The 25,761-nt window shown below is 72.0% G+C and carries 18 protein-coding genes; 12 read left to right on the forward strand and 6 right to left on the reverse strand.

Annotation, left to right across the window (positions count from 1 at the left end; all coding sequences use genetic code 11):
* Positions 1-38: 38 nt before the first annotated feature.
* Complete coding sequence (locus tag ABZ459_RS43950; protein WP_357984321.1) at positions 39-3,212, forward strand: BTAD domain-containing putative transcriptional regulator; 3,174 nt, start codon at positions 39-41, stop codon at positions 3,210-3,212.
* Between the two features lie 10 nt (positions 3,213-3,222).
* On the opposite strand, the gene ABZ459_RS43955 is transcribed toward ABZ459_RS43950, so the two are convergent.
* From ABZ459_RS43955 to ABZ459_RS43965, 3 genes are read right to left on the reverse strand one after another with little or no spacing between them, the layout of a single operon-like run.
* The gene (locus ABZ459_RS43955; protein ID WP_357984324.1) at positions 3,223-3,984 is read right to left on the reverse strand and encodes an ABC transporter permease; all 762 of its coding nucleotides are present in this window, start codon (positions 3,982-3,984) and stop codon (positions 3,223-3,225) included.
* On the reverse strand, positions 3,981-4,892 hold the full coding sequence (locus ABZ459_RS43960) for an ATP-binding cassette domain-containing protein (protein WP_357984327.1): 912 nt from the start codon (positions 4,890-4,892) through the stop codon (positions 3,981-3,983). The genes ABZ459_RS43955 and ABZ459_RS43960 overlap by 4 nt, the downstream gene beginning before the upstream one ends.
* A 40-nt stretch (positions 4,893-4,932) precedes the next feature.
* Positions 4,933-5,409 (reverse strand): Lrp/AsnC family transcriptional regulator, encoded by a 477-nt coding sequence (locus ABZ459_RS43965; protein ID WP_357984330.1) that lies wholly within the window; start codon positions 5,407-5,409, stop codon positions 4,933-4,935.
* 94 nt (positions 5,410-5,503) lie between these two features.
* Here ABZ459_RS43965 and ABZ459_RS43970 point away from each other — a divergent pair, with 94 nt between their 5' ends.
* The 6 genes from ABZ459_RS43970 to ABZ459_RS43995 all read left to right on the forward strand — a co-directional run bounded on the left by ABZ459_RS43970 (position 5,504) and on the right by ABZ459_RS43995 (position 15,674).
* Entirely contained in the window at positions 5,504-6,196 is a 693-nt protein-coding gene (locus ABZ459_RS43970) for a nitroreductase family protein (RefSeq protein WP_357984333.1), read from the forward strand.
* A 74-nt stretch (positions 6,197-6,270) separates the two neighbouring features.
* Complete coding sequence (locus ABZ459_RS43975; protein ID WP_357984336.1) at positions 6,271-8,100, forward strand: M14 family zinc carboxypeptidase; 1,830 nt, start codon at positions 6,271-6,273, stop codon at positions 8,098-8,100.
* Positions 8,101-8,610: 510 nt separating this feature from the next.
* Entirely contained in the window at positions 8,611-10,431 is a 1,821-nt protein-coding gene (locus tag ABZ459_RS43980; RefSeq protein ID WP_357984339.1) for a glycosyl hydrolase family 18 protein, read from the forward strand.
* Positions 10,428-12,116 carry a carbohydrate-binding protein gene (locus ABZ459_RS43985; RefSeq protein ID WP_357984342.1) on the forward strand — a complete coding sequence of 563 codons (1,689 nt, stop codon included), beginning with the start codon at positions 10,428-10,430 and terminating at the stop codon, positions 12,114-12,116. The genes ABZ459_RS43980 and ABZ459_RS43985 overlap by 4 nt, the downstream gene beginning before the upstream one ends.
* A gap of 76 nt (positions 12,117-12,192) precedes the next feature.
* The gene (locus ABZ459_RS43990; RefSeq protein WP_357984345.1) at positions 12,193-13,851 is read left to right on the forward strand and encodes a carbohydrate binding domain-containing protein; all 1,659 of its coding nucleotides are present in this window, start codon (positions 12,193-12,195) and stop codon (positions 13,849-13,851) included.
* Entirely contained in the window at positions 13,848-15,674 is a 1,827-nt protein-coding gene (locus tag ABZ459_RS43995; protein WP_357984348.1) for a glycoside hydrolase family 18 protein, read from the forward strand. Before ABZ459_RS43990 ends, ABZ459_RS43995 begins: the two co-directional genes overlap by 4 nt.
* Here ABZ459_RS43995 and ABZ459_RS44000 read toward each other — a convergent pair.
* A complete protein-coding gene (locus ABZ459_RS44000; RefSeq protein WP_357984351.1) occupies positions 15,661-17,247 on the reverse strand; it encodes a molybdopterin-dependent oxidoreductase in 1,587 nt (528 codons plus the stop codon). The genes ABZ459_RS43995 and ABZ459_RS44000 overlap by 14 nt on opposite strands.
* A gap of 117 nt (positions 17,248-17,364) precedes the next feature.
* Here ABZ459_RS44000 and ABZ459_RS44005 point away from each other — a divergent pair, with 117 nt between their 5' ends.
* Positions 17,365-18,708 (forward strand): hypothetical protein, encoded by a 1,344-nt coding sequence (locus ABZ459_RS44005; RefSeq protein ID WP_357984354.1) that lies wholly within the window; start codon positions 17,365-17,367, stop codon positions 18,706-18,708.
* Here the strand turns inward: ABZ459_RS44005 and erm are convergent.
* The gene (gene erm, locus ABZ459_RS44010) at positions 18,694-19,521 is read right to left on the reverse strand and encodes an ErmE/ErmH/ErmO/ErmR family 23S rRNA (adenine(2058)-N(6))-methyltransferase (RefSeq protein WP_357984358.1); all 828 of its coding nucleotides are present in this window, start codon (positions 19,519-19,521) and stop codon (positions 18,694-18,696) included. The genes ABZ459_RS44005 and erm overlap by 15 nt on opposite strands.
* Positions 19,522-19,752: 231 nt before the next feature.
* On the opposite strand from erm, the gene ABZ459_RS44015 reads away from it, so the two are divergent.
* The 4 genes from ABZ459_RS44015 to ABZ459_RS44030 all read left to right on the forward strand — a co-directional run bounded on the left by ABZ459_RS44015 (position 19,753) and on the right by ABZ459_RS44030 (position 24,289).
* Positions 19,753-20,814, forward strand: coding sequence for a MoxR family ATPase (locus tag ABZ459_RS44015; RefSeq protein WP_357984361.1), 1,062 nt, complete (start codon positions 19,753-19,755; stop codon positions 20,812-20,814).
* Positions 20,811-22,589, forward strand: coding sequence for a hypothetical protein (locus ABZ459_RS44020; protein ID WP_357984364.1), 1,779 nt, complete (start codon positions 20,811-20,813; stop codon positions 22,587-22,589). Before ABZ459_RS44015 ends, ABZ459_RS44020 begins: the two co-directional genes overlap by 4 nt.
* A gap of 86 nt (positions 22,590-22,675) precedes the next feature.
* Positions 22,676-23,530, forward strand: coding sequence for a hypothetical protein (locus ABZ459_RS44025; RefSeq protein WP_357984367.1), 855 nt, complete (start codon positions 22,676-22,678; stop codon positions 23,528-23,530).
* A 36-nt stretch (positions 23,531-23,566) separates the two neighbouring features.
* Complete coding sequence (locus tag ABZ459_RS44030; RefSeq protein WP_357984370.1) at positions 23,567-24,289, forward strand: helix-turn-helix transcriptional regulator; 723 nt, start codon at positions 23,567-23,569, stop codon at positions 24,287-24,289.
* On the opposite strand, the gene ABZ459_RS44035 is transcribed toward ABZ459_RS44030, so the two are convergent.
* A complete protein-coding gene (locus ABZ459_RS44035; protein ID WP_357984373.1) occupies positions 24,266-25,291 on the reverse strand; it encodes an AI-2E family transporter in 1,026 nt (341 codons plus the stop codon). The genes ABZ459_RS44030 and ABZ459_RS44035 overlap by 24 nt on opposite strands.
* Positions 25,292-25,761 lie beyond the last annotated feature (470 nt).

Here is a 25,761-nt window from a genome sequence, read left to right on the forward strand (position 1 = left end):
TACCGGAGCATGTGCGCAGGCAGGGCAGGATGTGGTACGTGCGGATATCCATCCTGGGACCGTTGGAGGTCGAGGACGACGGGGGACCGGTCGTGGTCGGCGGTCTCCGGCTGCGGGCGCTGCTGGCCGTGCTGGCGCTCGAAGCGGGCCGTACGGTCACGGCGGAGCGGCTGATCGACGTGCTCTGGCCGCACGAGCCGCCCGCCAACGCGGCCAACGCGCTGCAGACGCTGGTCAGACGCCTGCGGGCGGCGCTCAGGCCGGACGAGGTGATCGACAGCCGCCCCGGCGGGTACGCCCTCGCACTCCCCGCCGAGCAGGTGGACGCGCTGGCGTTCCGGCGGCTGGCGGGCGAGGACGCCGACCGGGCGCTGGCGTTGTGGCGTGGGGCGGCACTGGCGGATCTCACGTCGGTCCCGTACCTGGCCGACGCGGCGACCGCGCTGGAGCAGGAGCGGCTGGCGACGGTCGAGGCCAGGGCCGAGCGCCTGCTGGCCGCCGGGCGGCCGGTCGAGCTCGCCGCCGAGGTGACGGCGCACCCGTTGCGCGAGCGGCTGGTCGGGCTGGCCATGCGCGGGCTGGCCGCGTCCGGACGGCAGGCCGAGGCGCTGGAGCTGTTCGAACGCACCCGCCACCGGCTGGCCGACGAGCTGGGCGTCGACCCCGGCGCCGAGCTGCGGGCCGCGCACCTGGCGGTGTTGTCGGCGGAGCCGCGCCCGGTCGCGTGGCCGAGGAGCCGGCCGAAGGGCAACGTACGCAAGCCGCGCACCAGCTTCATCGGCCGCGAGGCCGAGCTCGGACGGCTCACCGGCCTGCTCCGCCACGACCGGCTCGTCACGCTCGTAGGCCCCGGCGGCGCGGGCAAGACCAGGCTGGCGACCGAGGCAGCCCTCCGACTGGCCACCGAACCCCGCCCCGAACCCCGCCCCGAACCCCGCGCCGAGGCGGCCCTCCAACCCTCCACACCGCGGACGGCAGGGGAGCCCGGCGGCCGGCGGGCGGCCGCGGCGTGGATGGTGGAGCTGGCCTCGGTCAGCGACCCGGCCGGCGTGCCCGGTGCCGTGCTGGACGCGCTCGGCCTGCGTGACGACCGCCCCGGCTACCGCCCGCCCGAGGCGGCCAAGGACGTGGTCGAGCAGGTCGCCGAGGCGCTGGGCGAGCGGCCCGCGCTGGTCGTGCTGGACAACTGCGAGCACGTGGTGACGGCCGCGGCCGTGCTGGTCGAGCGGCTGCTCGACGAGTGCCCCGAGCTGCGGGTACTGGCCACCAGCAGGGAGCCGCTCAACGTGCCGGGCGAGCGGCTGCTGCCCCTCCCGCCGCTCGAACCGCCGCCGGTCGGGGCAGGCCCCGCCGAGGCGGCGGTGTACCCGGCGGTGCGGCTGCTGGTCGACCGGGCGGCGGCGGCCCGGCCGTCGTTCGCCGTGGACGAGAGCAACGCGGCGGCCGTGGTCGCGCTCTGCCGCAGGCTCGACGGCATGCCGCTGGCCATCGAGCTGGCCGCCGCCCGGCTGCGCACGATGACGCCGCGCCGGCTCGCCGACCGGCTGGACGACAGGTTCAGGCTGCTCGACGGCGGCAGCCGTACCGCGCTGCCGCGCCAGCAGACGCTGCGGGCGGTCGTGGAGTGGAGCTGGGACCTGCTCGACGAGCGGGAACGCGTGCTGGCCAGGCGGCTCGGCGTGTTCGCCGATGGCGCGACCCTGGAGGCGGTCGAGGAGGTGTGCGGCGGCACGGCCGACGTCCTCGGCGCGCTGGCCGACAAGTCCCTGGTGCGCCTGTCGCCCGAAGGCCGCTACTCGATGCTGGAGACCATCCGCGCCTACGCCCTGGAACGCCTGGCCGAGGCGGACGAGACCGCCGAGTACCGCGACCGGCACGCCCGCCACCTGCTCGACCTGGCCGAACGTGCGGTGCCCGAGCTCCGCACCGCCACGCAGGTGGAGTGGATCGAACGGCTGGCGGCGGAACGCGACGACTTCGCGGCGGCGCTGCGCTGGCTGATCGACCGGCGCGACGCCGGGCCCGCGCTGCGGCTGTGCGGGGCGCTCAACTGGTACTGGTGGATGTGCGGCTACCGCCGGGAGAGCGCGGTGTGGGCCAGGCAGGCGCTCGACCTGGCCGGGGACACGCCGCCGCCGGGGCTCGCGGCGGCGTACACGTCCTGCATGTTCGCCTACGGCGTCGACGTGTTCGGGACGATCAGCAACGACCGCGCGGCCATGCTGGAGCTGTCGGGCCGGATGGAGGAGCTGGTGGAGCGGGCGGTCCGGGAGGGGCCGGTGCACCCGCTGCTGCTGATCAGCAGGGCCGTCATGGCGGCGGCGGCCGGGCAGGACGAGCGGGCGGCCGCGCTGATCGGCGACTACGCCGGCAGCGACGACCTGTGGTTGTCGTCCGCCGCGCTGATGATCGGCGGCCGGATGCAGGCGGGGGGAGAGCGGGAGCTGGAACGGGCGGTCGAGGGGTTCAGGCGGCTCGGCGACCGTTGGGGGCTGAGCGAGGCGCTGCTGGGTCTGGCCGACCTGCGGGCCGAGCGCGGCGCGAGCACCGACGACCTGATCGCCGAGACCAGGTCGCTGACCAGCCAATGGGTCAGCGACGACGAGTCGATCTCCACCCTGATCCGGGTCGCCCAGCTCCGCCTGCGGGTCGACGACCTGGACGGCGCGGGCGCCGACCTCGCCATGGCCAGGTCCCGGGTGGGCGAGGAGACGTCGCCGTGGACGCTGGTGCTGCTCGGCCTGGGCGAGGCCGCGTACCAGGCGCAGCGCGGCGACCTGGACGGCAGCCTGGCGATCTACCGGGACATGGACGGCGTCGTGGCCGCGGCTCCCCGGGTGCCGCAGCTCACGGCGGTGTACCTGACCTCCTACGGCCGGGCGCTGGCCCGCGCCGGCGACCTGGAGGCCGCGCTGGCCCGGCACCGGCAGGCGCTCGACGTCCTCGGCGACGTCAGCCCGGACCGGCCGCTGCTGTCGATGACGCTGGCCGGGTTCGCGCTGGCGGCGCAGGCCGCGGGCGACCAGGAACGGGCGGCGGTGCTGTTCGGCGGGGCGTCGGCGGTCGTCCCCCAGGACACCTCGCCCGACACCACCGAGGGACGCGCGGCGGCCAGGAAGGCACTCGGCGACGAGCTCTTCGAACGCCGTTTCGCCGAGGGCGCCGCCCTGCCACCGGCCGAGCTCTACTCGATGGTCGGCAGCACCACGTAGGAGGGCGCGGTCACCGCACTTTCCTGTTGTAGGCACGAAGGGCGAAGGGGGCGAAGAGGGCGAGCAGCGCGGCGGCCCAGCCGAGCGTGATCCACACGTCGGACGCCGCCAGGCCGCCCACCAGCAGGCCGCGCAGCGCGCCGGCCAGGTGCGAGACGGGGTTGACGCCCATCCACCAGGTCAGCCAGCCCGGCAGGTCGGTGGCGGGGATGAAGGCGCTGCTGCCGAACGTGAGCGGCAGCAGCACGGCGGTGGCGATGCCCTGCATGGAGGCGACCGACTTGGCCACCAGCCCGATCCAGGCCGACCCCCAGCTCAGTGCCGTCACCATGAGCAGCACCAGGCCGATCCCGGCCAGCGCGCTCAGCGGATCGGTCCGCACGCGGAAGCCGACGGCGTACCCCACGGCCAGCGACATGGCGACGGTGATCAGCAGGGTCAGCAGGTCGGCCAAGATGCGCCCGGCCAGCGGCGCCGACCTGGCGATCGGCATGGTCCTGAACCGGTCGAACACGCCGTTGCCGATGTCGGTGGCCAGGTTCATGCCCGTCGTGATCGTCGCCATCAGCGCGACCTGGACGAGCACGCCGGGCAGCATGTACGACACCGCGCCCGCCCGGTCGCCCCCGGCCGCCCCGCCGAACAGGTAGACGAAGATGACGATCATGAAGACGGGCTGGAGCAGCAGCCCGGCGAGCTGGCCGGGGTTGTTCTTCAGCGGGATCAGGCTGCGCCAGGCGAGCGTCAGCCCCTGGGAGAGCGCGGTGGTCATGAGCTTGCTCCGGTGAGTGTGCGGAAGACGTCGTCGAGGGAGGGCAGGCGCAGGGCGTGCTCGGCCAGCACGATCCCGGCGTCGTCCAGCCGCCTGAGCAGGTCGGGCGGCGCGGCCAGGTCGTGCACGGGCACGCTGAGCAGCCCGTCCACGGCCGTGGCGCCGAGGATCGAGCCGGCCTTCTCCAGGTCGGCGGCGTGCAGCGGCCGGACGTCCAGCCGGTGCCCGCCGGCCAGCGACTTGAGCTCGGCCGGCGTGCCGCTCGCCGCCACCCGGCCGCGGTCGATGACCAGCAGGTCGTCGGCGAGCTGGTCGGCCTCCTCCAGGTACTGGGTGGTCAGCAGGACCGTCACCCCGTCCGCGACCAGCTCCCTGACCACGTCCCACAGGTCGCCGCGGGCCCGCGGGTCGAGGCCGGTCGTCGGCTCGTCGAGGAACAGGATCCGGGGCCGGCTGACCAGGCTGACCGCCAGGTCCAGCCGTCGGCGCATGCCGCCCGAGTAGCCGGCCGCCGCCCGGCCCGCCGCCTCCTCCAGGCCGAACCTGGCCAGCAGCTCGGCGGCCCTGGCCCTGGCGGCCGGCCTGGACAGGCCGAGCAGGCGGCCGACGAGCACGAGGTTCTGGGTGCCGGTCAGCTTCTCGTCGACCGAGGCGTACTGGCCGGTCAGGCCGATCAGCTCGCGGACCCGGCGGGCCTGGGTGACGACGTCGTGCCCGCCGACCGTGGCGTGGCCGGCGTCGGGGGCGGCGAGGGTGGCCAGGATGCGGACGGCGGTGGTCTTGCCCGCGCCGTTGGGGCCGAGCACGCCGAGCACGGTGCCGGTCCTGACCCGCAGGCCGACGCCGTCCAGCGCGGTCTTGTCGCCGTACCGCTTGACGAGCCCTTCCGCTTCGATCGCGTATGTCATGCCCCTACGGTCGCGGGGGGCGCTGGCAGCGCTCTGGCAGCTACCTGTCAGCCGCCGCCAGTGGCTGGACCCGGTGCGGCACGACGGTCGACAGCGCGATGACGGTGGTGCTCCGGCGCACGCCCGGGATCGTCAGCATCCGGTCGATCACCCGCTGGACGTGCTCGTTGTCACGGCCCGCGACGCGGCACCAGACGTCGCCCTGACCGGTCACGATGCAGGCTTCGAGCAGCTCGGGGATGGACTCCAGGGTTTTGGAGATGTGCTCGCGGGCGGCCTGCTCGACCTCCAGGGTGGTGAACGCCTGCACCGGGTAGCCGAGGGCGGCGGGGGACAGGTTCGGGCCGTAGTCGATGATCACGCCGTCCGCGGCCATCCGGTCCAGCCTGGCCTGTACGGTCCCCCGCGCCACCCCGAGCAGCCGGGCGATCTCCAGCAGCCCGCTGCGCGGCCGGTCGGCGACCAGGCGCAGGACGCGCAGGTCCAGATCGTCGAGCCCGCGGCGACGTGCCGGCATATTCGCCTCCCAAAAGCCGATTCGGCTGTCAGATCGGCAGCATACGGCGAGCGGTGTTGTCACAGCCGCCAGTCGTGCCGAGACTGCGGATCTTATGGAGCACCAGTTTCCGTTCGTCCCCTACCGGCCAGAACGCTACGACGCCGACGAGATGATCAAGCGCGGGGAGGAGTTCCACGCGCTGGCCGACCGGCGGCGCAGCGTGCGGTTCTTCAGCGACGAGCCGGTGCCGTACCGGTGCGTCGAGCTGGCCGTACGGGCGGCCAACACCGCGCCGTCGGGCGCGCACCAGCAGCCGTGGAAGTTCGTGGCGATCGGCGACCCGGAGACCAAGCGGCGCATCCGCGAGGCCGCCGAGGAGGAGGAGCGCCGCAACTACGAGGGCGGCCGGCTGCCGCAGGAGTGGCGCGAGGCGCTGGCCCCGCTGGAGACGACCTCCGACAAGGGCTACCTGGAGGTCGTGCCGTGGCTGGTGGTGTGCTTCGCCGAGAAGTACGGCGTGCGCCCCGGCGGCCGCAAGGTCAAGCACTACTACGTCAACGAGAGCGTGGGCATCGCCTGCGGCCTGTTCATCACCGCCCTGCACGCCATGGGCCTGTCCACGCTCACCCACACCCCCAACCCGATGGCCTTCCTCAGCGAGATCTGCGAACGCCCGGCCAACGAGCGGCCCTACATCCTGTTCCCCGTCGGGTACGCCGCCCCCGACGCCGAGGTGCCTGATCTTGCCAGGAAACCGCTGGAAGAGGCCCTGATCCGGTTCGACGGAAAATTGGGCCTTTCCTAGGGCACCCATCGTCTTCACTCTCAGTTCAGGCGCGGGTCAAAACCCCCCAGTCCCGCGCGGGCGAGGAGGACGAGGTGAAACGCCGATTACTCATCCTGCTGGCGGTCCTGAGCATGGTCAGCCTCACCGGCATGACCGGCGCCGGGGCCGGCGCGGAACCACCGGCGAACAAGCAGTACCGGGTCTCCGGCCCGGCCGACGCGCGGCAGCGCAGCGCCGTCGCGGCGACCGGTGCCGCCATCGAGGACGTGCAGCCGAACTCGGTGCTGGTCACCGCCACGCAGGCCGAGATCGCGGCCATCAGGCGGCTCGGCTACCGGGTGACGGAGGCGCCGCGCCCGGCGCCGCCGGACGCCGTCGGGACGTTCGACTTCCCGCCGTCGGACTCCGGCTACCACAACTACGCGGAGATGACGGCCGAGATCAACACCATGGTCGCGGCCCATCCGGGGATCATGAGCCAGAGCACGTTCGGCACCTCGTACGAGGGACGGCCGATGCGGCTGGTCAAGATCAGCGACAACGTGGGCACGGACGAGGCCGAGCCCGAGGTGCTGTTCACCGCCCACCAGCACGCCCGTGAGCACCTCACGGTCGAGATGGCGCTGTACATCATGCACCTGCTGGCCGACAACTACGGCACCGACGCCAGGATCACGAACCTGGTCAACACCCGCGAGATCTGGATCATGCCGGACCTCAACCCGGACGGCGGCGAGTACGACATCGCCAGCGGCACCTACCGTTCCTGGCGCAAGAACCGGCAGCCGAACTCCGGCTCCTCGGCCGTCGGCACCGACCTCAACCGCAACTGGGCCTACCAGTGGGGCTGCTGCGGCGGCTCCTCGGGCTCGACCTCCAGCGAGACCTACCGCGGCGCGAGCGCCGAGTCGGCCCCCGAGGTCAAGGCGGCGGCCGACTGGGTGCGCAGCCGGGTCGTCGGCGGCGTGCAGCAGATCAGGACGAACCTCGACTGGCACACCTACAGCGAGCTGGTCCTGTGGCCCTACGGTTTCACCTACAACGACACCGCCCCCGGCCTGACCCAGGACGACCGGGACGCCCACGCCACCCTCGGCCAGAACATGGCCGGCACCAACGGCTACACGCCCGAGCAGTCCAGCGACCTCTACATCACCGACGGGACGATCGACGACTGGATGTGGGGCCAGTACAAGATCTTCAGCTTCACGTTCGAGATGTACCCGGTCGGCGCGAGCCCCGGCTTCTACCCGCCGGACGAGCAGATCGTCCCGCAGACCACCCGCAACAAGGAGGCGGTGCTGCGCTTCCTGGAGTACTCCGACTGCGTCTACCGGATCATCGGCAAGGAGTCCCAGTACTGCGGCACCGGCACGCCGCCGGTGACGGTCTGGTCCGACACGTTCGAGACGGCGACCGGCTGGACGGCGAACCCGTCCGGCACCGACACCGCCACCACGGGCGCGTGGGAGCGCGGCGACCCCGAGGCGACCACCTCCTCGGGCGCCAAGCAGCTCGGCACCACGGTCAGCGGCACGAACGACCTGGTGACCGGCCGCCTGGCGGGCACCGCGGCCGGTGACTACGACCTCGACGGCGGCGTCAGCTCGATCCAGTCGCCGCCGATCACGCTGCCCTCGACGGGCACGCTGAGCCTGTCGCTGTCGTGGTACCTGGCGCACGGCTCGAACGCCTCCAGCGCGGACTACTTCCGGGTCCGCGTGGTCGGCGGCACCACGACCACCGTGTTCCAGCAGGCCGGTGCGGCCACGAACCGCAACGGCGCCTGGGCCGTGGCGTCGGCCGACCTGACCGCCTATGCGGGCCAGACGGTCCGCATCCTCATCGACGCGGCCGACGCCTCCGGGGCCTCCCTGGTGGAGGCGGGCGTGGACGACGTCAAGATCACTCAACAGCCCTGACCCGACCACCGCGCCCTCTCGCTCCGGACCCCGGTCCGGGCGAGGGGGCGCTGCCATTGGCTCCGGCACCCCGCGTTTCGGCACGTCACGGGCCGTCACGTGATTGGGTCTTGTAAGCACAGGGTGTCAAGGCTACGATCGCGACAACTCTTAGGAAACTTTCCTAAAAGAAATCATGGATCGGATGGCCCATGACCCGCTCGCCGCCCGCATGACTCGCCGCTGAGCTGCGGAGACATCCGCCCGAACGACCTCTTCTCCCACGCCCCCGGCGCTGCGGGCGTGCACACCCCCCACCTTTTCCCAGCCGCTGGAGCGGTCACGCGGTCCGGCCGGACGCACCGGCCCTGACTGCCGTTGCAAGCTCCGCGCGCGCCTGTCGTTCCACCGGCCTGCGCTGACACCCCCCGAAAAGGCCCGTGTCTCACCTCCACGGGCCCGTGCCGTACGGCTTGCGCTCTCACCCCCCGGTGCAAGCCGTACGGCACGCCAGAAGAACGGAAATCGACAGTGAGATTTCGCGCGATCCTCTTAGCGCTCGCGACCCTCGCACTGAGTCTCCTGGCACTGCCCGCCCATGCCGCCGCCGCCACCGCGACCTTCGTCAAGGTCGCCGACTGGGGGTCCGGCTTCGAGGGCAAGGTCACCGTCGTCAACGGCACCACCGCCCCCCTGGCCTGGAACGTGCAGTTCGACGTGCCGGCCGGGTTCTCCATCCCGTCCGCCTGGGACGCCGTCCTGACCAGGAGCGGCCAGCACTACACCTTCACCGCGCCGAGCTGGGCGGGACCGCTGGCGGCCGGGGCGAGCACGAGCTTCGGCTTCAACGGCGCCCCGGGGAACTTCCCCGGCATCACCGGCTGCACGCTGAACGGCTCCTCGTGCGGCGGCACGACCGTGGAGGTCCCCGGCAAGCCCGGCACGGCCACCGCGACCAGCACGGACACCAGCATCGCCCTCTCCTGGGGCGCCTCCGCCGGCACGGTGACCGGCTACCGCGTCTACGAAGGCAGCGCCGTCAAGGCCACCGTCACCGGCACCACGGCGACGATCTCCGGCCTCGGGACGTGCCAGAGCCACACCTACACCGTCAAGGCGTACAACTCGGCGGGCGAGTCGGCCGCCGGCGACGCCGTGACCGCGACCACCACGGGCTGCGGCACCGGCGTGCCCGGCAAGGCCGGCCCGATCACCGTGACCGGCACGTCCCAGACCGGCGCCACGGCCGGCTGGCCGGCGGTCGCCGGAGCCACCGGCTACAAGGTCCGCCTCAACGGCTCCCAGGTGGCCACCGTCACCGGCACCTCCCACACCCTCACCGGCCTGACCGCCTGCACCTCGTACTCGCTGACGGTCACCGCGTCGAACGCGACCGGCGACGGCCCGCCCAGCGACGCCGCGACCTTCACCACCCCGGGCTGCACCACCGACCCGCTGCCCAAGCACTTCCTCACCGGCTACTGGCACAACTTCGTCAACGCCGCGACCGAGCTCAAGCTGTCGGCCGTGCCCAACGAGTACGACGTCGTCGCCGTCGCCTTCGGCGAGGCCACCTCGACTGCCGGCGAGGTCGTCTTCTCGGTCGACCCGGGCCTTTCCACCGCGCTCGGCGGCTACACCGACGCCCAGTTCAAGGCCGACGTGCAGGCCCTGCACCAGCGCGGCAAGAAGGTCATCCTGTCGGTCGGCGGCGAGGCCGGCCGCGTGCAGGTCTCCAGCGGCGCGGCCGCCACGAAGTTCGCCGACACGGTGTACGCGCTGATGCAGAGCTACGGCTTCGACGGCGTGGACATCGACCTGGAGAACGGCCTCAACGCCACCTACATGGGCCAGGCCCTGCGGGCGCTGCGCGCCAAGGCGGGCAGCGGCCTGATCATCATGATGGCCCCGCAGACCATCGACATGCAGTCGACCGGGATGGAGTACTTCAAGCTCGCCCTGAACATCAAGGACATCCTCACGGTCGTCAACATGCAGTACTACAACTCGGGCTCCATGCTCGGCTGCGACCAGTCCGCGGCGTACTCGCAGGGGACGGTCAACTTCATGACCGCCCTGGCCTGCATCCAGCTGGAGAACGGCCTGCGCCCCGACCAGGTGGCACTGGGCCTGCCGGCCGGGCCCGGCGCCGCGGGCGGCGGCGTCGTCTCGCCCTCCCTCGTCAACCAGGCGCTCGACTGCCTGGCCAAGCGCACCAGTTGCGGATCCTTCGTGCCGCCGCGCGCCTACCCGGACATCCGGGGCGCGATGACCTGGTCCATCAACTGGGACGCCAGCAACAACTGGTCCTTCTCCAAGACCGTCAAGCCGCACCTTCAGGGAATGCCATGAGATTACGTAGCAGACTGATCAGCTCGGTGGCCGGCCTGGCCATCGCCCTCACCGGGGCCGGCCTGGCCACGGGCGTCCCCACCGCCTACGGCGCCGCCGCCCAGCAGCAGCTGGCCGCCGCCTGGGCGCCGTGGACCGCCTACGCCACCGGCGCCGCCGTCACCTACAACGGCGTGGACTACGTGGCCCTGCAGGGTCACACCTCCCAGCCCGGCTGGGAGCCGCCGAACGTGCCCGCGCTGTGGAAGCAGGGCAGCGGCGGAGGCGACCCCACCCCGCCGTCGGTGCCCGGCAACCTGCGCTCGACCACCGTCACCGCCACCAGCGCCGGCCTGGCCTGGGACGCCTCCACCGACAACGTCGGCGTGACCGGCTACAACGTCTACCGCGGCGGCACCCAGGTCGGCACCGCGACCGGCACGACGTACACCGACAACGGGCTGACGGCCTCGACCACCTACAGCTACACCGTCCGGGCCCGCGACGCCGCGGGGAACCTGTCCGGCGTCAGCAACGCGCTCAGCGTCACCACCCCCGGTGGCAACGGCGCGCCCGGCCAGCCCGGCACGGTCACCACGACCGTGACCGACACCAGCATCGCGCTGTCGTGGGGCGCCTCCTCCGGCACGGTGACCGGGTACCGCGTCTACGAGGGCGCGACCCAGAAGGCCGAGGTCACCGGGACCAGCACGACGATCTCCGGGCTGAGCGCGTGCCAGAGCCACACCTACACCGTCAAGGCGTACAACTCGGTGGGCGAGTCGGCCGGGCGTGACGTCTCGGCGACCACGACCGGCTGCCCGACCGGCGGCAAGATGCCCGGCGCCCCCTACCTCTACACCGGCTGGGGCGACCCGCCCTCTCCCACCACGGTGATGAGCGCGACCGGCATCAAGTCGTTCACGATGGCCTTCATCCTGGCCAGCAACGGCTGCAACCCGGCCTGGGACGGGCAGCGCCCGCTGTCCGGCGGCCAGGACGCGCAGGCCATCTCGGCCATCAAGGCGGCCGGCGGCAGCGTGCAGGTGTCCTTCGGCGGCTGGCAGGGCAACAAGCTCGGCCCGAACTGCTCCACGCCCGAACTGTTCGCCGGCGCGGTGCAGAAGGTCATCAACGCCGTCGGCCCGGCCGTCGTCGACTTCGACATCGAGAACACCGACGAGTTCGAGAACCTGACCGTCCAGGACCGCATCCTGAACGCCCTCAAGATCGTCAAGGCGGCCAACCCGAACGTCAAGATCGCCGTCACCTTCGGCACCGCGACCACCGGCCCGACCTACTACGGCACCCGCCTGATCAACCGCGCCAAGGAACTGGCGGTGCCGATCGACAACTACACGATCATGCCGTTCGACTTCGGCGGCGGCGCCAACATGTACCAGAACACCGTCAACGCGGCCGAAGGGCTCAAGAACGCCCTGAAGACCGCCCAGGGCTGGACCGACGCGCAGGCGTACGCCCACATGGGCATCTCCGGCATGAACGGCCTGTCCGACCAGCAGGAGCTCACCAACCAGAGCACCTGGACCCAGATCCGTGACTACGCCAACTCCCACGGCCTGACCAGGCTCGCGTTCTGGTCGGTCAACCGCGACCGCCCCTGCCCGGGCGGCGGCGTCGCGGAGAACTGCAGCGGCATCGCCCAGGACAACTGGGAGTTCACCAAGATCACCGCTGGTTTCTGACCCGCTGAGGCGGCCCGCCACCCCCCCGGTGGCGGGCCGCACCGGCGCGCGGTCCGCACCCCCCGAAAGGACCCGCATGAGACCCCGCACGAGACTGCGCGGACTGGCGGCCACGGCCCTGGCCGCACTGGGACTCACCGTCCTGCACGCCACCCCGGCCGCCGCCGCGAACATCCTGTCCAACCCCGGCTTCGAGTCCGGCCTGAGCGGCTGGACCTGCCCGGCCGGCGCGCAGGCCGTCACCACTCCCGCGCACGGCGGCGCGCAGGCGCTCCAGGCCACCCCGCAGGGCTCCGACCTCGCCCGCTGCCAGCAGACCGTCACCGTCAAGCCCGGCACCGCCTACCAGCTCTCCGCCTGGGCCCAGGGCTCCTACGTCTTCCTCGGCGCGACCGGCGCCGGCGTCAACGCCAGCACGTGGGGCGCCCCCGGCAACCAGTGGGGCCAGCTCAGGACCTCCTTCACCACCGGCGCCACCACCACCTCCGTGACCGTGTACGTCAACGGCTGGTACGGCCAGAGCGCCTACACCGCCGACGACATCGTCCTCGACGGCCCCGGCGGCCCGCCCGACACCGAGGCTCCGACCGTCCCCGGCGGCGTGGCCGTCGGCGGCCCCACCGGCACCAGCCTGACCGTGACCTGGTCGCCCTCCACCGACAACTCCGGCTCGGTGGCCCGCTACGAGGTCTCCAGGGACGAGGCCGCCCCCGTCGCCGCCACCACGACCAGCCACACCGCGACCGGCCTCACCCCCGACACCTCCTACGCCTTCCGCGTCAGGGCCTGCGACGCCGCCGGCAACTGCTCGGCCTACTCGCCCCCGGTCAGCGGCCGCACCTCCAAGGACACCGTCCCGCCCGCCGGCGACATCAGGTACGCCCCCTACATCGACATCACGATGACCAGCCCGTCCCTGGTGGGCGCGGCCAACGCGACCGGCGTGAAGAACTACACGCTGGCGTTCGTCCTCGGCGACAGCAGCGGCTGCAACCCTGCCTGGGGCGGCACGATCCCGCTCGCCGACACCCGGATCGTCAACGACGTCAAGGCCCTCCAGGCCCAGGGCGGCCAGGTCGTCGTGGCCAGCGGCGGCGCGGTCGGACCGTACCTGGAGCACGCCTGCGGCACCTCGGCGGCGCTGCTGGCCGCCTACAAGAAGGTGCTCGACACCGTCGGCACCAACCACCTGGACATCGACGTCGAGGCGAGCATCGACGCGAACAAGGTCAACACCGCGCTCAAGCAGCTCCAGACCGAGCGCGGCACGGTGATCAGCTACACGCTGCGCGTGCAGGGCCAGGACTACGGCGTGGACCCGTTCTCGTTGCAGATCCTCCAGGACGCCGCCGCCAAGGGCCTCGACGTGATCGTCAACCCGATGCTGATGAACTTCGGCTACACCGGCAACTGGGGCGACGCGATGACCGCCGCCGCCCAGGCCACGCTCGGCCAGATGAAGGGCGTCTGGCCGGCCAGGAGCGACGCCCAGCTCAGGCGCGCGCTCGGCGTCACCCCCATGATCGGCAAGAACGACACCGGCATGACCACCACCCAGGCCGACGCGCGCAAGCTCCTGACCTGGGCCAACAGCAACCACATCGGATTCGTCGGCTTCTGGTCCGCCGCCCGCGACAACGGCGGCTGCCCCAACGGCCAGGTCTCCCCGACCTGCAGCGGGATCTCCCAGTCCAGCTACGAGTTCACGAACATCTTCAAGGGGTTCACCGGATGAGCGGCATCTTCAGGTGGCGCACCGCCGTCGCGGCGGTCGCGCTCGCCCTCGGCACGGCGGGCCTGTCCGCCACCCCCGCCCTGGCGGCCAACATCGCCGTCAACCCCGGCTTCGAGGACGGGCTGACCGGCTGGACCTGCAGCGCCTCCTCCGGCGCCGCCGCCGTCACCTCGCCCGTCCACGGCGGGACGAAGGCACTCAAGGCCACCCCGGCGGGCGCCGACCTCGCCCGCTGCCAGCAGCAGATCAAGGTGCAGCCGTCGTCGTCGTACACGCTGTCGGCCTGGGTGCAGGGCGGCTACGTCTTCCTCGGCGCCACCGGCACCGGCGGCACCGACCCCCAGACGTGGGGCTCGCCCGGCTCGGCCTGGACGCAGCTGCGCACCACGTTCACCACCGGCGCCACCACCACGTCCGTGACCATCTACCTCAACGCCTGGTACGGCCAGAGCGCCTACACCGCCGACGACGTCGTCCTGGACGGCGCGCCCGGAGGCGGAGGCGGCGGCGACAACCAGGCTCCGACCGTCCCCGGCAACCTGACCGTGGGCGGCGCGACGAGCAGCACGCTCACCGCCACCTGGTCGGCCTCCACCGACAACGTCGGCGTGGACCGGTACGAGGTCTCCCGCGACGGCGGCACCCCGGCCGCCGTGACCGCCACCAGCCACACCGCCACCGGCCTGGCCGCCTCCACCTCCTACCGCTTCAAGGTCCGCGCCTGCGACGCCGCCGGCAACTGCTCGCCCTACACCGCCGAGGCCACCGGCACCACGACCGCCGGCGGCGGCGGGGGAGGCGGCCTGCCCAAGCGCGTCCTGGTCGGCTACCTGCACGCCTCCTTCGCCAACGGCTCCGGCTACATCCGCATGGCCGACGTGCCCGCCGAATGGGACGTCATCAACCTCGCCTTCGGCGAGCCCACCTCGGTGACCTCCGGCGACATCCGCTTCCGCCAGTGCCCGGCCGCCGAGTGCCCGAACGTCGAGCCCGAGGCGGACTTCGTCGCCGCCATCAGGGCCAAGCAGGACCAGGGCAAGAAGGTGCTCATCTCCATCGGCGGCCAGAACGGCCAGGTGCAGCTCACCACCACGGCTGCCAGGGACAAGTTCGTCGAGTCGGTCGCGGCCATCATCGACAGGTACGGCCTGGACGGCCTCGACGTGGACTTCGAGGGCCACTCCCTCTACCTCAACCAGGGCGACACGAACCTGGCCAACCCCACCACGCCCGTCGTCGTCAACCTGATCTCCGCGCTGCGCGCGCTCAAGAGCCGCTACGGCGCCAAGTTCGTGCTCACCATGGCGCCCGAGACGTTCTTCGTACAGCTCGGCTACCAGTTCTACGGCCCCGGCCCGAACGGCTCGGCCGACAGCAGGGCCGCCTCCTACCTGCCGGTCATCCACGCCCTGCGCGACGACCTCACCCTGCTGCACGTGCAGGACTACAACTCCGGCCCGATCACCGGGCTGGACAACCAGTACCACACGATGGGCGGCCACGACTTCCACGTCGCCATGACGGACATGCTGCTGGCCGGCTTCCCGATCATGGGCAACCCCAACAACGTGTTCCCGCCGCTGCGCCAGGACCAGGTGGCCATCGGCCTGCCCGCCTCACCCAACGCGGGCAACGGGTTCACCACCGTCGCCGAGGTCCAGAAGGCGTTCGACTGCCTGGCCAAGGGCAGCAACTGCGGCAGCTACAAGCCACGCGGCGTCTACCCGAACCTGCGCGGCCTGATGACCTGGTCGATCAACTGGGACAAGTACAACGCCTTCGAGTTCTCAAGGAGGCACCGGGCCTACCTCAACGGCCTGTGAACGGCCGGACGAGCTGGGTGGGCTTGAGCGGCACCCCCAACCCCGGCGGACGGTAGGTCGGCAGCGCCTCGCCGTACTCGTGCATCCAGGCGTGGTCGACCATCAGGCGCATGCGCCCGTCCGCCGGCGTGCCGTCCGGGTCCGCCCGGGACGTCCGCCCGGCCAGCCGGGCCACCGCCTCGGCCACCAGGCCCGCGTCCGGCGGCGCGAGGTCGCACTGCTCGTCGGGGCCGATGAGCAGGTCGACCTCCGGCGGCAGCGGGTAGATCGGCCGGGGGATGGCCAGCACGCGCGGCGAGGGAGCCATCGGCCACCCGTCGCGCACCGCCTCCAGCAGCACCGACCGCGACGTGCGGCGCGCGAACAGGCCCTCGCACAGGGCCCAGCTCAGCGCGCCCACGTCGGCGCGGTCCTCGCCGCAGGCGTGCAGGCACAGGTACGGCACCAGCGGGATCCCCGCGCCGCCCGCCGGCTGCGCCCACCCGCTGCCGCACCCGGTCAGCACCAGCAGCGCCAGCATCGCCCGGTAGGCGGTGTCGGCGTGCGGCGTCTCCAGCCGGCCCGGCACGATCATGCACCGCCCGCCGGTCTTCTCCGCCGTCACGCCCAGCTCCCGCGCCGTCTTCACGGTCCGCGAGGCGGCCACCCCGGTGTAGATCTCCTGCCAGCCCGGCGTGTACGGCTCCCGGTCCCCGTACCCCTGCGGCCACACCCCGGGCAGCCCGTCACGTGCCACGCCGTAGGCGGCCAGCAGCAGGTCGAACACCGTGGTCACCAGCTCGCCGCCGTCCCTGACGACCGGCACGCCGCGCCGCAGCACGCCCGGCCCGAAGTCGAAGCGCGGCAACAGCACCTGCACCGCCTCGCCGCCGTACACGCTGAGCCGGTCGCAGGCCCGGCCGAGCAGCCCGCCCGGCACGTACGCGTCCTCGCGCTCGCGCAGCCGCACCAGGAACGGCAGGTCCGTCCGCTCCATCGCGTGCGCGGCGAACGGCGGCCGGTCCAGGAAGAACTCCTTCAGCAGCACGTGCCCCATCGCCATCGCCAGCGCGCCGTCCGTGCCCGGCCGCACGACCAGCGTCTCGTCCGACAACCGGGTCGGATGGGTGCCGATCGCCACCACCTTCTGGCCCTTGTACCGCCCGGCGATCACCCAGGGCGTGTCCGCCGTACGCGCCAGCCGGTTGTTCTCCCCCCACAGCAGCACGTACGCCGCCCGCGCCCAGTCCTCGGCCCCCGGCCCCGTGAACCGCGGCCCGAGCACCTGCTCCGACGCGCACGGATGCTCGGTCAGCAGCGCGCCGCCCAGCCCGTCGACCACGCCCGCCAGCGGCGACGTCGCCAGCGCCGCCACCCGGTCCGCGCCGTGCTCCGACGCCGTGTGCACGATCGCCGCCGCCGCCAGCTCGGCCGCCGTGGCGTCGTCCAGCGGGACCCGCCGCTCACCGCGCCGCGCCTGGTAGACCTGAGAGTTGCCTGTGAGTTTCGCCCAGGCCGCGACCGGGTCACGGACCCCGTCCCTCACCTCGAAATAGAGCCTGACCAGTGCCTGGTTGACCTGCGATCCCCCCATGGAAAAAGTTCAACACAGACAGTCATGTTCTATCGCGTTACGTGTCCGCATGTCGGGGATAAGAATTGGAAGCCCAGGTGGCGGCACTCAGATTGTTACGGCAGGCTAGGGGCCGCCATGGATTACGCAGTTCTCACGGGGGTCGTCCTCGTCACCGGTGTCGTGCTCGCCGTCGTCGCACAGTGGCGCGACTGGCGGCCGCCGCTCTACGTCGCCGTGCTCGTCGGCATCGCCGTCCGCGTGCTGATCATGTACACCTCCGCGATCGACTCATGGCAACCCGTCGACTTCATGGAGAGCTTCAAGCCCGCCGGCGAGGCGGTGCTGCAGGGCAAGGACCCGGTGCTGGCCAGCGAGGGCGGCTGGCACTTCCTGCCGACCATCCCCTACGTCTACGGCATCCTGCTGTGGCTCGGCATCCCGTGGGAGTACGCCGGCCGCCTGGTCACCGTCGTCGCCGACATCGTGCTGGTCCCGCTGGTCGCCAAGCTGGCCGGCGGCCCCAAGGCGTCCCTGCGCGCCTTGCAGTACGCGCTCAACCCGCTGGCCGTGCTCATCGCCAGCGTCCACGGCCAGGTCGAGCCGGTCGCGCTGGTGTTCGGCGTGGCCGCGTTCGTGGTCGCCCGCGGCCCCGGCGCGCCCGACCGTCCCGGCGCCACCATCGACGCCGACGGCCTTCGTGCCGTGGCACGCCGCCCTGTCGCCATGCTGCGCCGCGCCCTCATGCCCGGCTCCGACGATCGTGCCGACCTGCGGCGCGCCATGCTGGCCGGGCTGCTCATGGGCCTCGCGCTGTGCGCCAAGAGCTGGCCGATCTGGCTGGTGCCCGGCATGCTGCTGCTCCTGCCCCACCTGCGCGCCAGGATCGCCGCCCTCGTCATGACCGGCATCGTCCCGGTGTTCTTCCTGCTCACCTCGCCGATCTTCGCGGGCACCACGCTCGACGAGATCCCCGCCGTCATCCGTACCATCCAGGACATCCGTCCGATCGTCGGCGAATGGGGCTACACCCCATGGTTCACCGGCGGCGACTGGGCCCTGATGCCGGGGCTGGCCTCGTTCGGCACGAAGCTCATCTACGTCAGCGTCATCGGCGTCCTGCTGCTGTGGCGGCGGGCCGACCCGATCGACCTGACCACGGCCATCCTGCTCGTCTTCATGGTCATGACGCCCCGCCTCGGCGCCCAGTACCTGCTGTGGTTCATGCCGTTCCTGGTGGCCAGGCCGACCAGGTGGGCCTGGCCGGCCATCATCGGCGTCTCCTTCTGGGCCGCCTTCGGCTACCTGTACATGACGCAGTTCAGCACCAACGACTGGTGGTACCTCCACCGCGACTGGTCACGGGCCTCCATCGTGCTGCTGCCGGTGCTGCTGCTGGCCATGCCCTGGGCCCGTCGCGTGTCGACGGCCCAGGACAGAGTCGCCGCCGTCCCGCCGAAGATCACCTCAACGGCGGTCTAGCCGCCGCCACAAGGCCACCCACTGGTCAGGGTGCACGTGGCCCACGACGGCGTCGCGGGCCACGCCCGCCTCGCCGAGCGCCGCGTCCACCCCCCGGTAGTGCGGCCGCAGGGAGGCGCGCACCGAGCCGCCGACCCCGCCGAAACCCAGCTCGACCAGCTCCAGGTAGCTCCCGCGGTCGCTCACCAGCGGCTCGGGCCGCCGCCGCAGGCGCAGGATCGCCGAGTCCACCGACGGCACGGGACGGAAGCTCTCCCTGCCGATCGTGTCGCCGAGCCGCCAGTCGAACCACGGCCACGACGACACCGTGACCAGGCTCCACCGGCCGTAGTCGCCGGTGCGCTTGCGCGCGTACTCCCGCTGGGTGAGCAGCGTCGCCGAGGTCAGCTCCCGCGCCCGCAGGCACCAGTCGACGATCCTCGACGTGATCGAGTACGGGATGTTGCCCACCACCGCGAACGGCTCACGCGGCGCCCGCGCGGCCGTGAAGTCACCCCTGACCACCTCGATCCGCGGATCGTTGCGCGTACGCGAGGCCAGCCGCCCGGCGAGCCGGGGATCGAGCTCGTAGCCGACCACGTGCGCCCCGGCCTCGGCCAGCGCCAGCGTGAGCACGCCCGGCCCCGAGCCGGGCTCGAGCACCAGCCCCTCCGGCGCCGCCGCCTTGACCATCAGCTCCACGGCATGCCGGTCGGCCAGGAAGTTCTGCGAGAGCTCACGCCTGAGCCGGTCGGCGGGCGTACGACCGCCGCCGCCGTTCCTGACGTTCTTCTGGGTGTGTGAATAGTTTCCGTGCGCGAAGTTCTGCGCCACAGCACTGCCCTTTCGGGTCCTCGAGATGAACAGGTCTCGAAGGGCCCTGGGCGCGCCGGCGGACGCGCGGTGTCAGCCGTCCGCTAGCGGGCCAGAGCCCGGCCGCGGCGGATGCGGATGAACACGGTGCAGAACATGGAACACATGCCGCCGACAGTAGGCCGGACGGCGTCACCAGGGCAAACGATTAATGTGATGCGCGGGCACGCCCGGTTCGTCACCCTTGGACGCATGCAGGCAACGGTCACCGTCACCCCGGCGCAGCTTCCGGAGGTGCTGCTGCACGTCGCCGTGGTCCGCCCGGTCTTCCTGTGGGGCGCGCCCGGCATCGGCAAGAGCTCGCTGGTACGCGAGTTCGCCGGCTCGCTCGGTCTCGACTGCGTGACCCTGCTCGGCACCCAGCTCGCCCCCGAGGACCTGATCGGCGTGCCCGAGCTGGTCGGCGGGCGCAGCCGGTTCGCGCCGCCGGAGTCCATCGCCCGCGACGAGCCCTACTGCCTGTTCCTCGACGAGCTCAACGCCTCCGCGCCCGAGGTGCAGAAGGCGTTCTACTCGCTGATCCTCGACCGCCGCATCGGCACGTACGAGCTGCCCGCCGGCTCGGTCGTGATCGGCGCCGGCAACCGGGCCACCGACAACGCGCTGGCCCGCCCGATGGCCTCGGCCCTGATCAACCGCCTGGTCCACGTGCACCTGCGCGCCTCGGCCGACGACTGGCTGAAGTGGGCGGCGGCCTCCGGCATCCACCCCTGGATCGTCGACTACCTCGTCCAGCGTCCCGACCACCTGTGGAGCCCGCCGCCCAAGACCGAGGAGCCGTTCTCCTCGCCGCGCGCCTGGCACATGCTCTCCGACGTGCTCACCTCCTACGGCGACGACGTCGGCGACGAGACCCTCGCGATGCTCGCCTTCGGCACCCTCTCCACCGCCCACGCCTCCGCCTTCCGCGCCTACGTCAGGACCGTCCGGCACGCCTACGACCTCGACGCCGTGCTCAAGGGCGAGGCGCCCTGGCCGCGCCGCCCCGAGGAGCGCGACCTGCTCTACTTCCTGGCCGAGACCTTCCGCGCCCGCCTGATCAAGGAGCTGCCCGCCGACAAGCGCGGCGCCTCGGCCCGCGGCCGCGACCTCGGCTTCCGCGCCAAGACACTGCTCGTCGAGCTGGCCGAGATCTCCCTCGAATGCGCCCAGCTCGTCATCGCCAACGACGCCGACGGCGCGCCCGCGCTGCCCACCTGGTTCCTCGTCGAGATCGGCAGAGACGTGCCCCGGCTCATGGCGGCCCGCGCGTGAGCCGCCGCAAGCCCAAGGCCGACCCCTGGCGGGCCGAGGTCATGAACGGCTGGGCCGCCGTCAACCGCCACCCGCTGTTCGCCGGCCTGCACGGCACCCTGCTGGAGGCCGCCGACGGCCGGCTGCCGCCCGAGACGTGGGCCGTCGTCAGCGAGGACGGCGACGTCAGCTTCCACCCCAAGCGCCGCGCCCCCGCCGCGGAGTGGGCATGGGTCTTCGCCCACCTGCTGCTCCACCTGGGCTTCGGCCACGCCGACCCGCGCGTCTGCGCCCCCAAGGACGTCGACGGCGACCTGCCCGACCCCGCCTACCACGCCGCCTGCTGCGTGGCGGTCGAACGTTTCCTGCGCACCGTCAAGATCGGACACTGCCCCGCGCCGCTGCCCGACGAGCTGCCCGAGGAGGACGAGGTGACGCTCTCCGAACGGTGGCGCAGGGTCGGCGTCCCGCCCCGGTTCCAGCCGCTCGGCCCGGCCGACTTCCACATCGGCACCGAGGAGGACGCCGAGCACTTCGACTTCCAGCGCGGCTTCGCGATTGGCGTCGCCTGGTCCGCCACGTCCGCGCTCGACCGGGCCGGCGCGCCGCGCACCCCCGTCGAAGGCCACGTCAAGGGCCCCTGGGACGGCGCGCTGCGCTGGTTCATGTCGTCGTACCCGCTGCTCGGCGCGCTGGCCGCGGGCATGAAGATCGTCTCCGATGCCGAGCTGGCCAGAGCCTGGGACATCTCGATCGCCGCCGTCAGCGCCGAGGCGGCCGAGATCTACGTCAACCCGCTGGCCACGCACACCGAGCCCGAATGGCGTTTCGTGCTCGCCCACGAGATGCTGCACGCCGCCCTGCGGCACGGCGAACGGGCCGGCATGCGCGACCCGTACCTGTGGAACGTCGCCTGCGACTACGTGATCAACGGCTGGCTGGTCGAGATGGGCGTCGGCGAGATGCCCGAAGGGCTGCTGTTCGACCAGTCGCTCGGCACGATGTCCGCCGAGGCCGTCTACGACCAGATCGCCGGCGACCTGCGGCGCATGCGCAAGCTGGCCACCCTGCGCGGCCGGGGCATGGGCGACGTGCTCGACCGCCCGGCCCGCCAGGCCCGCGGCGGCTACGTCGACCTCGACGACTACTACCGCAACGCCCTGTGCACCGGCCTGGCCTACCACCAGTCCAGCGGACGCGGCCTGCTGCCCGCCGGGCTCGAACAGGAGATCCGCGCGCTCGAACAGCCGCCCCTGCCCTGGGACGCCCAGCTCGCCCGCTGGTTCGACGAGCACTTCCAGCCCGAGGAGTCGCGCCGCTCCTACGCCCGCGCCTCCCGCCGCCAGGCCGCCAGCCCCGGCATCCCGCGCCCCGGCCGGGTGCGGCCAGAGGAGGTCGTACGCAGGAAGACGTTCGGCGTCGTCCTCGACACCTCCGGCTCCATGGACGTCAAGCTGCTCGGCAAGGCCCTCGGCGCCATCGCCTCCTACGCCGCCGCCCGCGACGTGCCCCGGGCCAGGGTCGTCTTCTGCGACGCCACGGCCTACGACGCCGGCTACCTGCCGGTCGAGGAGATCGCCGGCCGGGTCAGGGTGCGCGGCCGCGGCGGCACGATCCTCCAGCCCGGCGTCAAGCTGCTCGAACGCGCCGACGACTTCCCGCCCGACGGCCCCATCCTGCTGATCACCGACGGGCAGTGCGACGTGCTCCGCATCCGCCGCGAGCACGCCTTCCTGGTGCCCCAGGGCGCGCCGCTGCCCTTCCGGCCGCGCGGCCCGGTCTTCTTCATGAAGTGACCCGGACGCGTCCGATTCCGACAAGAGCCGTCCGCGCCCTCCACGGTAGCGTCGCCGGACACGACCCTCTCGACGGAAGCGCGGACATGGACACACTCGACCGAGCAGCACAGTTCCTGCGACTCCACGGCAGGCTCATCGACAGACTGAGGTTCGAGGCCCTGTTCGCGGACGGCTCCCGCGCCCGCGTGCTCGACGCCCTGCGCTGCTACCAGAACGCCGACGGCGGCTTCGGCAACGCCCTGGAGCCCGACCTGCGCGGCGCCGCCAGCCAGCCGCAACCGGTCGAGGTCGCCTTCTGGATCCTCGACGAGCTCGACGCCTTCGACTCGCCGATGGTCGCCGCCGCCTGCGACTACCTGACGGACATCACGGCCGCCGGGGGCGGGGTGCCGTTCGTGCTGCCGTCCGTCCGCGACACGCCGCGCGCACCCTGGTGGCAGACCCCCGACGACCCGCCCGGCGACCTCAACCCCACCGCCGTGCTCGCCGCGCTGCTGCACAAGCACGGCGTCACCCACCCCTGGCTCGGGCCCGCCACCGACTTCTGCTGGTCGCGCATCGCCGGGCTCACGCACACCACTCCGTACGAGGCCCGCGCCCTGCTCGTGTTCCTCGAACACGTCCCCGACCGGGAGCGCGCGCAGGCCGAGTTCGCCCGGCTGCGCGAAGCCGTCCTGGCCACGGTCACCTTCGACCCGCACACCGAAGGCGCGGTCCACCACCCCCTCGACTTCGCGCCCGCGCCGTCGGCCCTGCCCCTCTTCGACGCCGCCACCCTCGACACCCACCTGGACGCCATGGCCGCCGCCCAGTCCCCGGAAGGCGGCTGGCAGCCGAACTGGAACGCCTGGACCCCGCTGGTCGCGCACGAATGGGCGGGCTACCTGACCGTGGCGCACCTGAAGACCCTGCGCGCGTACGGCCGCCTGCCCGCCTGAACGGATTCTGTCGGCGGGGTCGCGTACGTTGGAGGCATGTACGCGGAACGGCCCCCGGGCGACGCTCTCGCCGGCCGTGTCGCCTGCGTGTGGCACCAGGTCAGCGAGGGCGACACCACGCAGCTCGTGGTGCCCGACGCCTGCGTCGACCTCATCTGGGGCCCCGGCGGCCTCTTCGTGGCCGGCCCCGACACCGGCCCGGTGCCGACCCCGATGGCGCCGGGCGACGCCTACGTCGGCATCCGGTTCAAGCCCGGCGCGGCGGGCGCCGTCTTCGGCGTCCCGATCCACGAGCTGCGCGACCGCCGGGTCCCGCTCGCCGCCCTGCCCGCCCTCGCCGTCCCGTCCCGCCTGCTGTCCGACGCGACGCCCGCGCCCGACATGGCGGCGCGGCTCGCGGCCATGCGCGCCGCCGTCCTGACCCGCCTGCGTGAGACCCCCGCCCCCGACCGGGCCGCGCCCGCCATCGCCGGGGCGCTGCGCATGGGCCGCAGCGTGCGCGACGTCGCCTGGGCCATCGGCCTCAGCGAACGCCAGCTCCACCGCCGCAGCGTCGCCTCCTTCGGCTACTCGCCCAAGACCCTCCAGCGCATCGTCCGCTTCCAGCGCGCGCTCACCTTGACCCGCGCGGGCGTCCCACCGGCGGAGGCGGCGGTCCGCGCCGGCTACGCCGACCAGGCCCACCTGTCCCACGACGTGAAGCGGCTGAGCGGCGTCCCGCTGGGCCGCCTGCTCTCACCCGTCCGGCATCTTCCCTGACACCAGCGCCTGCGCCCACTTCGCGCTCGGGTCGCTGTCGATCAGCACCGCCCGCGCCAGCAGGCTGAGCGGGATCGCCAGGATCGCGCCGAGCGGCCCCAGCATGAACGTCCACACGATCAGCGACAGGAACGTCATCGTGGTCGAGAGCCCCACCGCGTCCCCCAGGAACTTCGGCATGATGAACGACTGCGTGACCACGTTGATGACGATGTAGGCCACGACGACCAGCACCATCGTCTTGACGCCGCCGTGCAGGAGCGCCAGCAGGGCGGGCGGCAGCAGCCCGATGACGAACCCGATGTTCGGGATGTAGTTGGCGATCAACGCCAGCACCCCCCACAACAGCGGCAACGGCACGTCCAGCAACGACAGCACGATGACGTCGAGAACCGCGTCGATCAGTCCGAAGACGGTCGAGACGATGAGATACCGCCGCGTCTTGTGCGCGAACGTCGCCAACGCCGTCACCAGCTGCGGCCGGTTGCCCTCGCCGGTGGTGAGGATCCGCGCCGTCACCGGCGCGTCGAGGCACATCGCCAGCAACAGCACCACGATCAGGAACAGGCTCGACAACACGCCGATCAGGCTCCCGAGCAGGCTCTGCGCCAGCCCCAGCATCCGGCCGGGGTCGAACGCCTGCACCGCCTTGGCCAGCACGTCGTTGCCCAGACCGTGGGTGCTGGCCCAGTGTTGCGACGCCGCCAGCAGCTCCTCGAACTGTTTAGCGTACGTCGGCAGCAACGAGGCGAGCTGGGTGACGGAGATCGTCAGGATCCCCACCATGCCGAGCAGCACCAGCACCACGATCAGGAACGGCACGGCCACCTGCACCCAGATGGGCGCCCGCCGCGCCGTCAGCCAGTTACGCACCGGCGCCACGGCGATGACCAGCACGAGCGCCAGGACGACGGGCCCGACGATGGAATTCACCTCGCGCAGCCCGAACAGGGCGATCACCGCGCCGGCGATGCCCACCAGGAGGATGAGTGCTCTCGGCACGGATTGATCTCGCACGCCGGAATACCTACCCACCATGCCTTGCCGACGTGTGGCGGCCCGCCGATTTGACGGTTCTGGGGACCGTACATAGAGTTCACCAGTCCCACGAGGAAGGCGTTGATCGCCGACCTCACTCGGGGGCCACCTCCAGACACTGCCACTCCGGCGGACGTCCGCGTCCAACGGAAGGTCGATTCGACAAGAGTCAGACTTGGGAGTAAGTTAGAGGGGTTGTCCCGGAAGCGGGGCGCGACTTAATTCCAGCAGGTCGAGCAAGTCCGGTCAATTTGACAGAGACTTGAACGGCTGAAAGAATTAAGACACAACGAAAGAACGCAAGACGAAATGAACGCCTCTGAACGAGGATCCGGGAACGGGTTCTGGTGAGGAAGTACGCGTCCGTTTCTTGAGAACTCAACAGTGTGTTAAAAGCCAGTGCATGAAACACATGCATAACCCCGTCCAAATCT

Origin of the sequence: Nonomuraea sp. NPDC005692 (assembly GCF_040631115.1) — a bacterium.
Taxonomy (GTDB): domain Bacteria; phylum Actinomycetota; class Actinomycetes; order Streptosporangiales; family Streptosporangiaceae; genus Nonomuraea.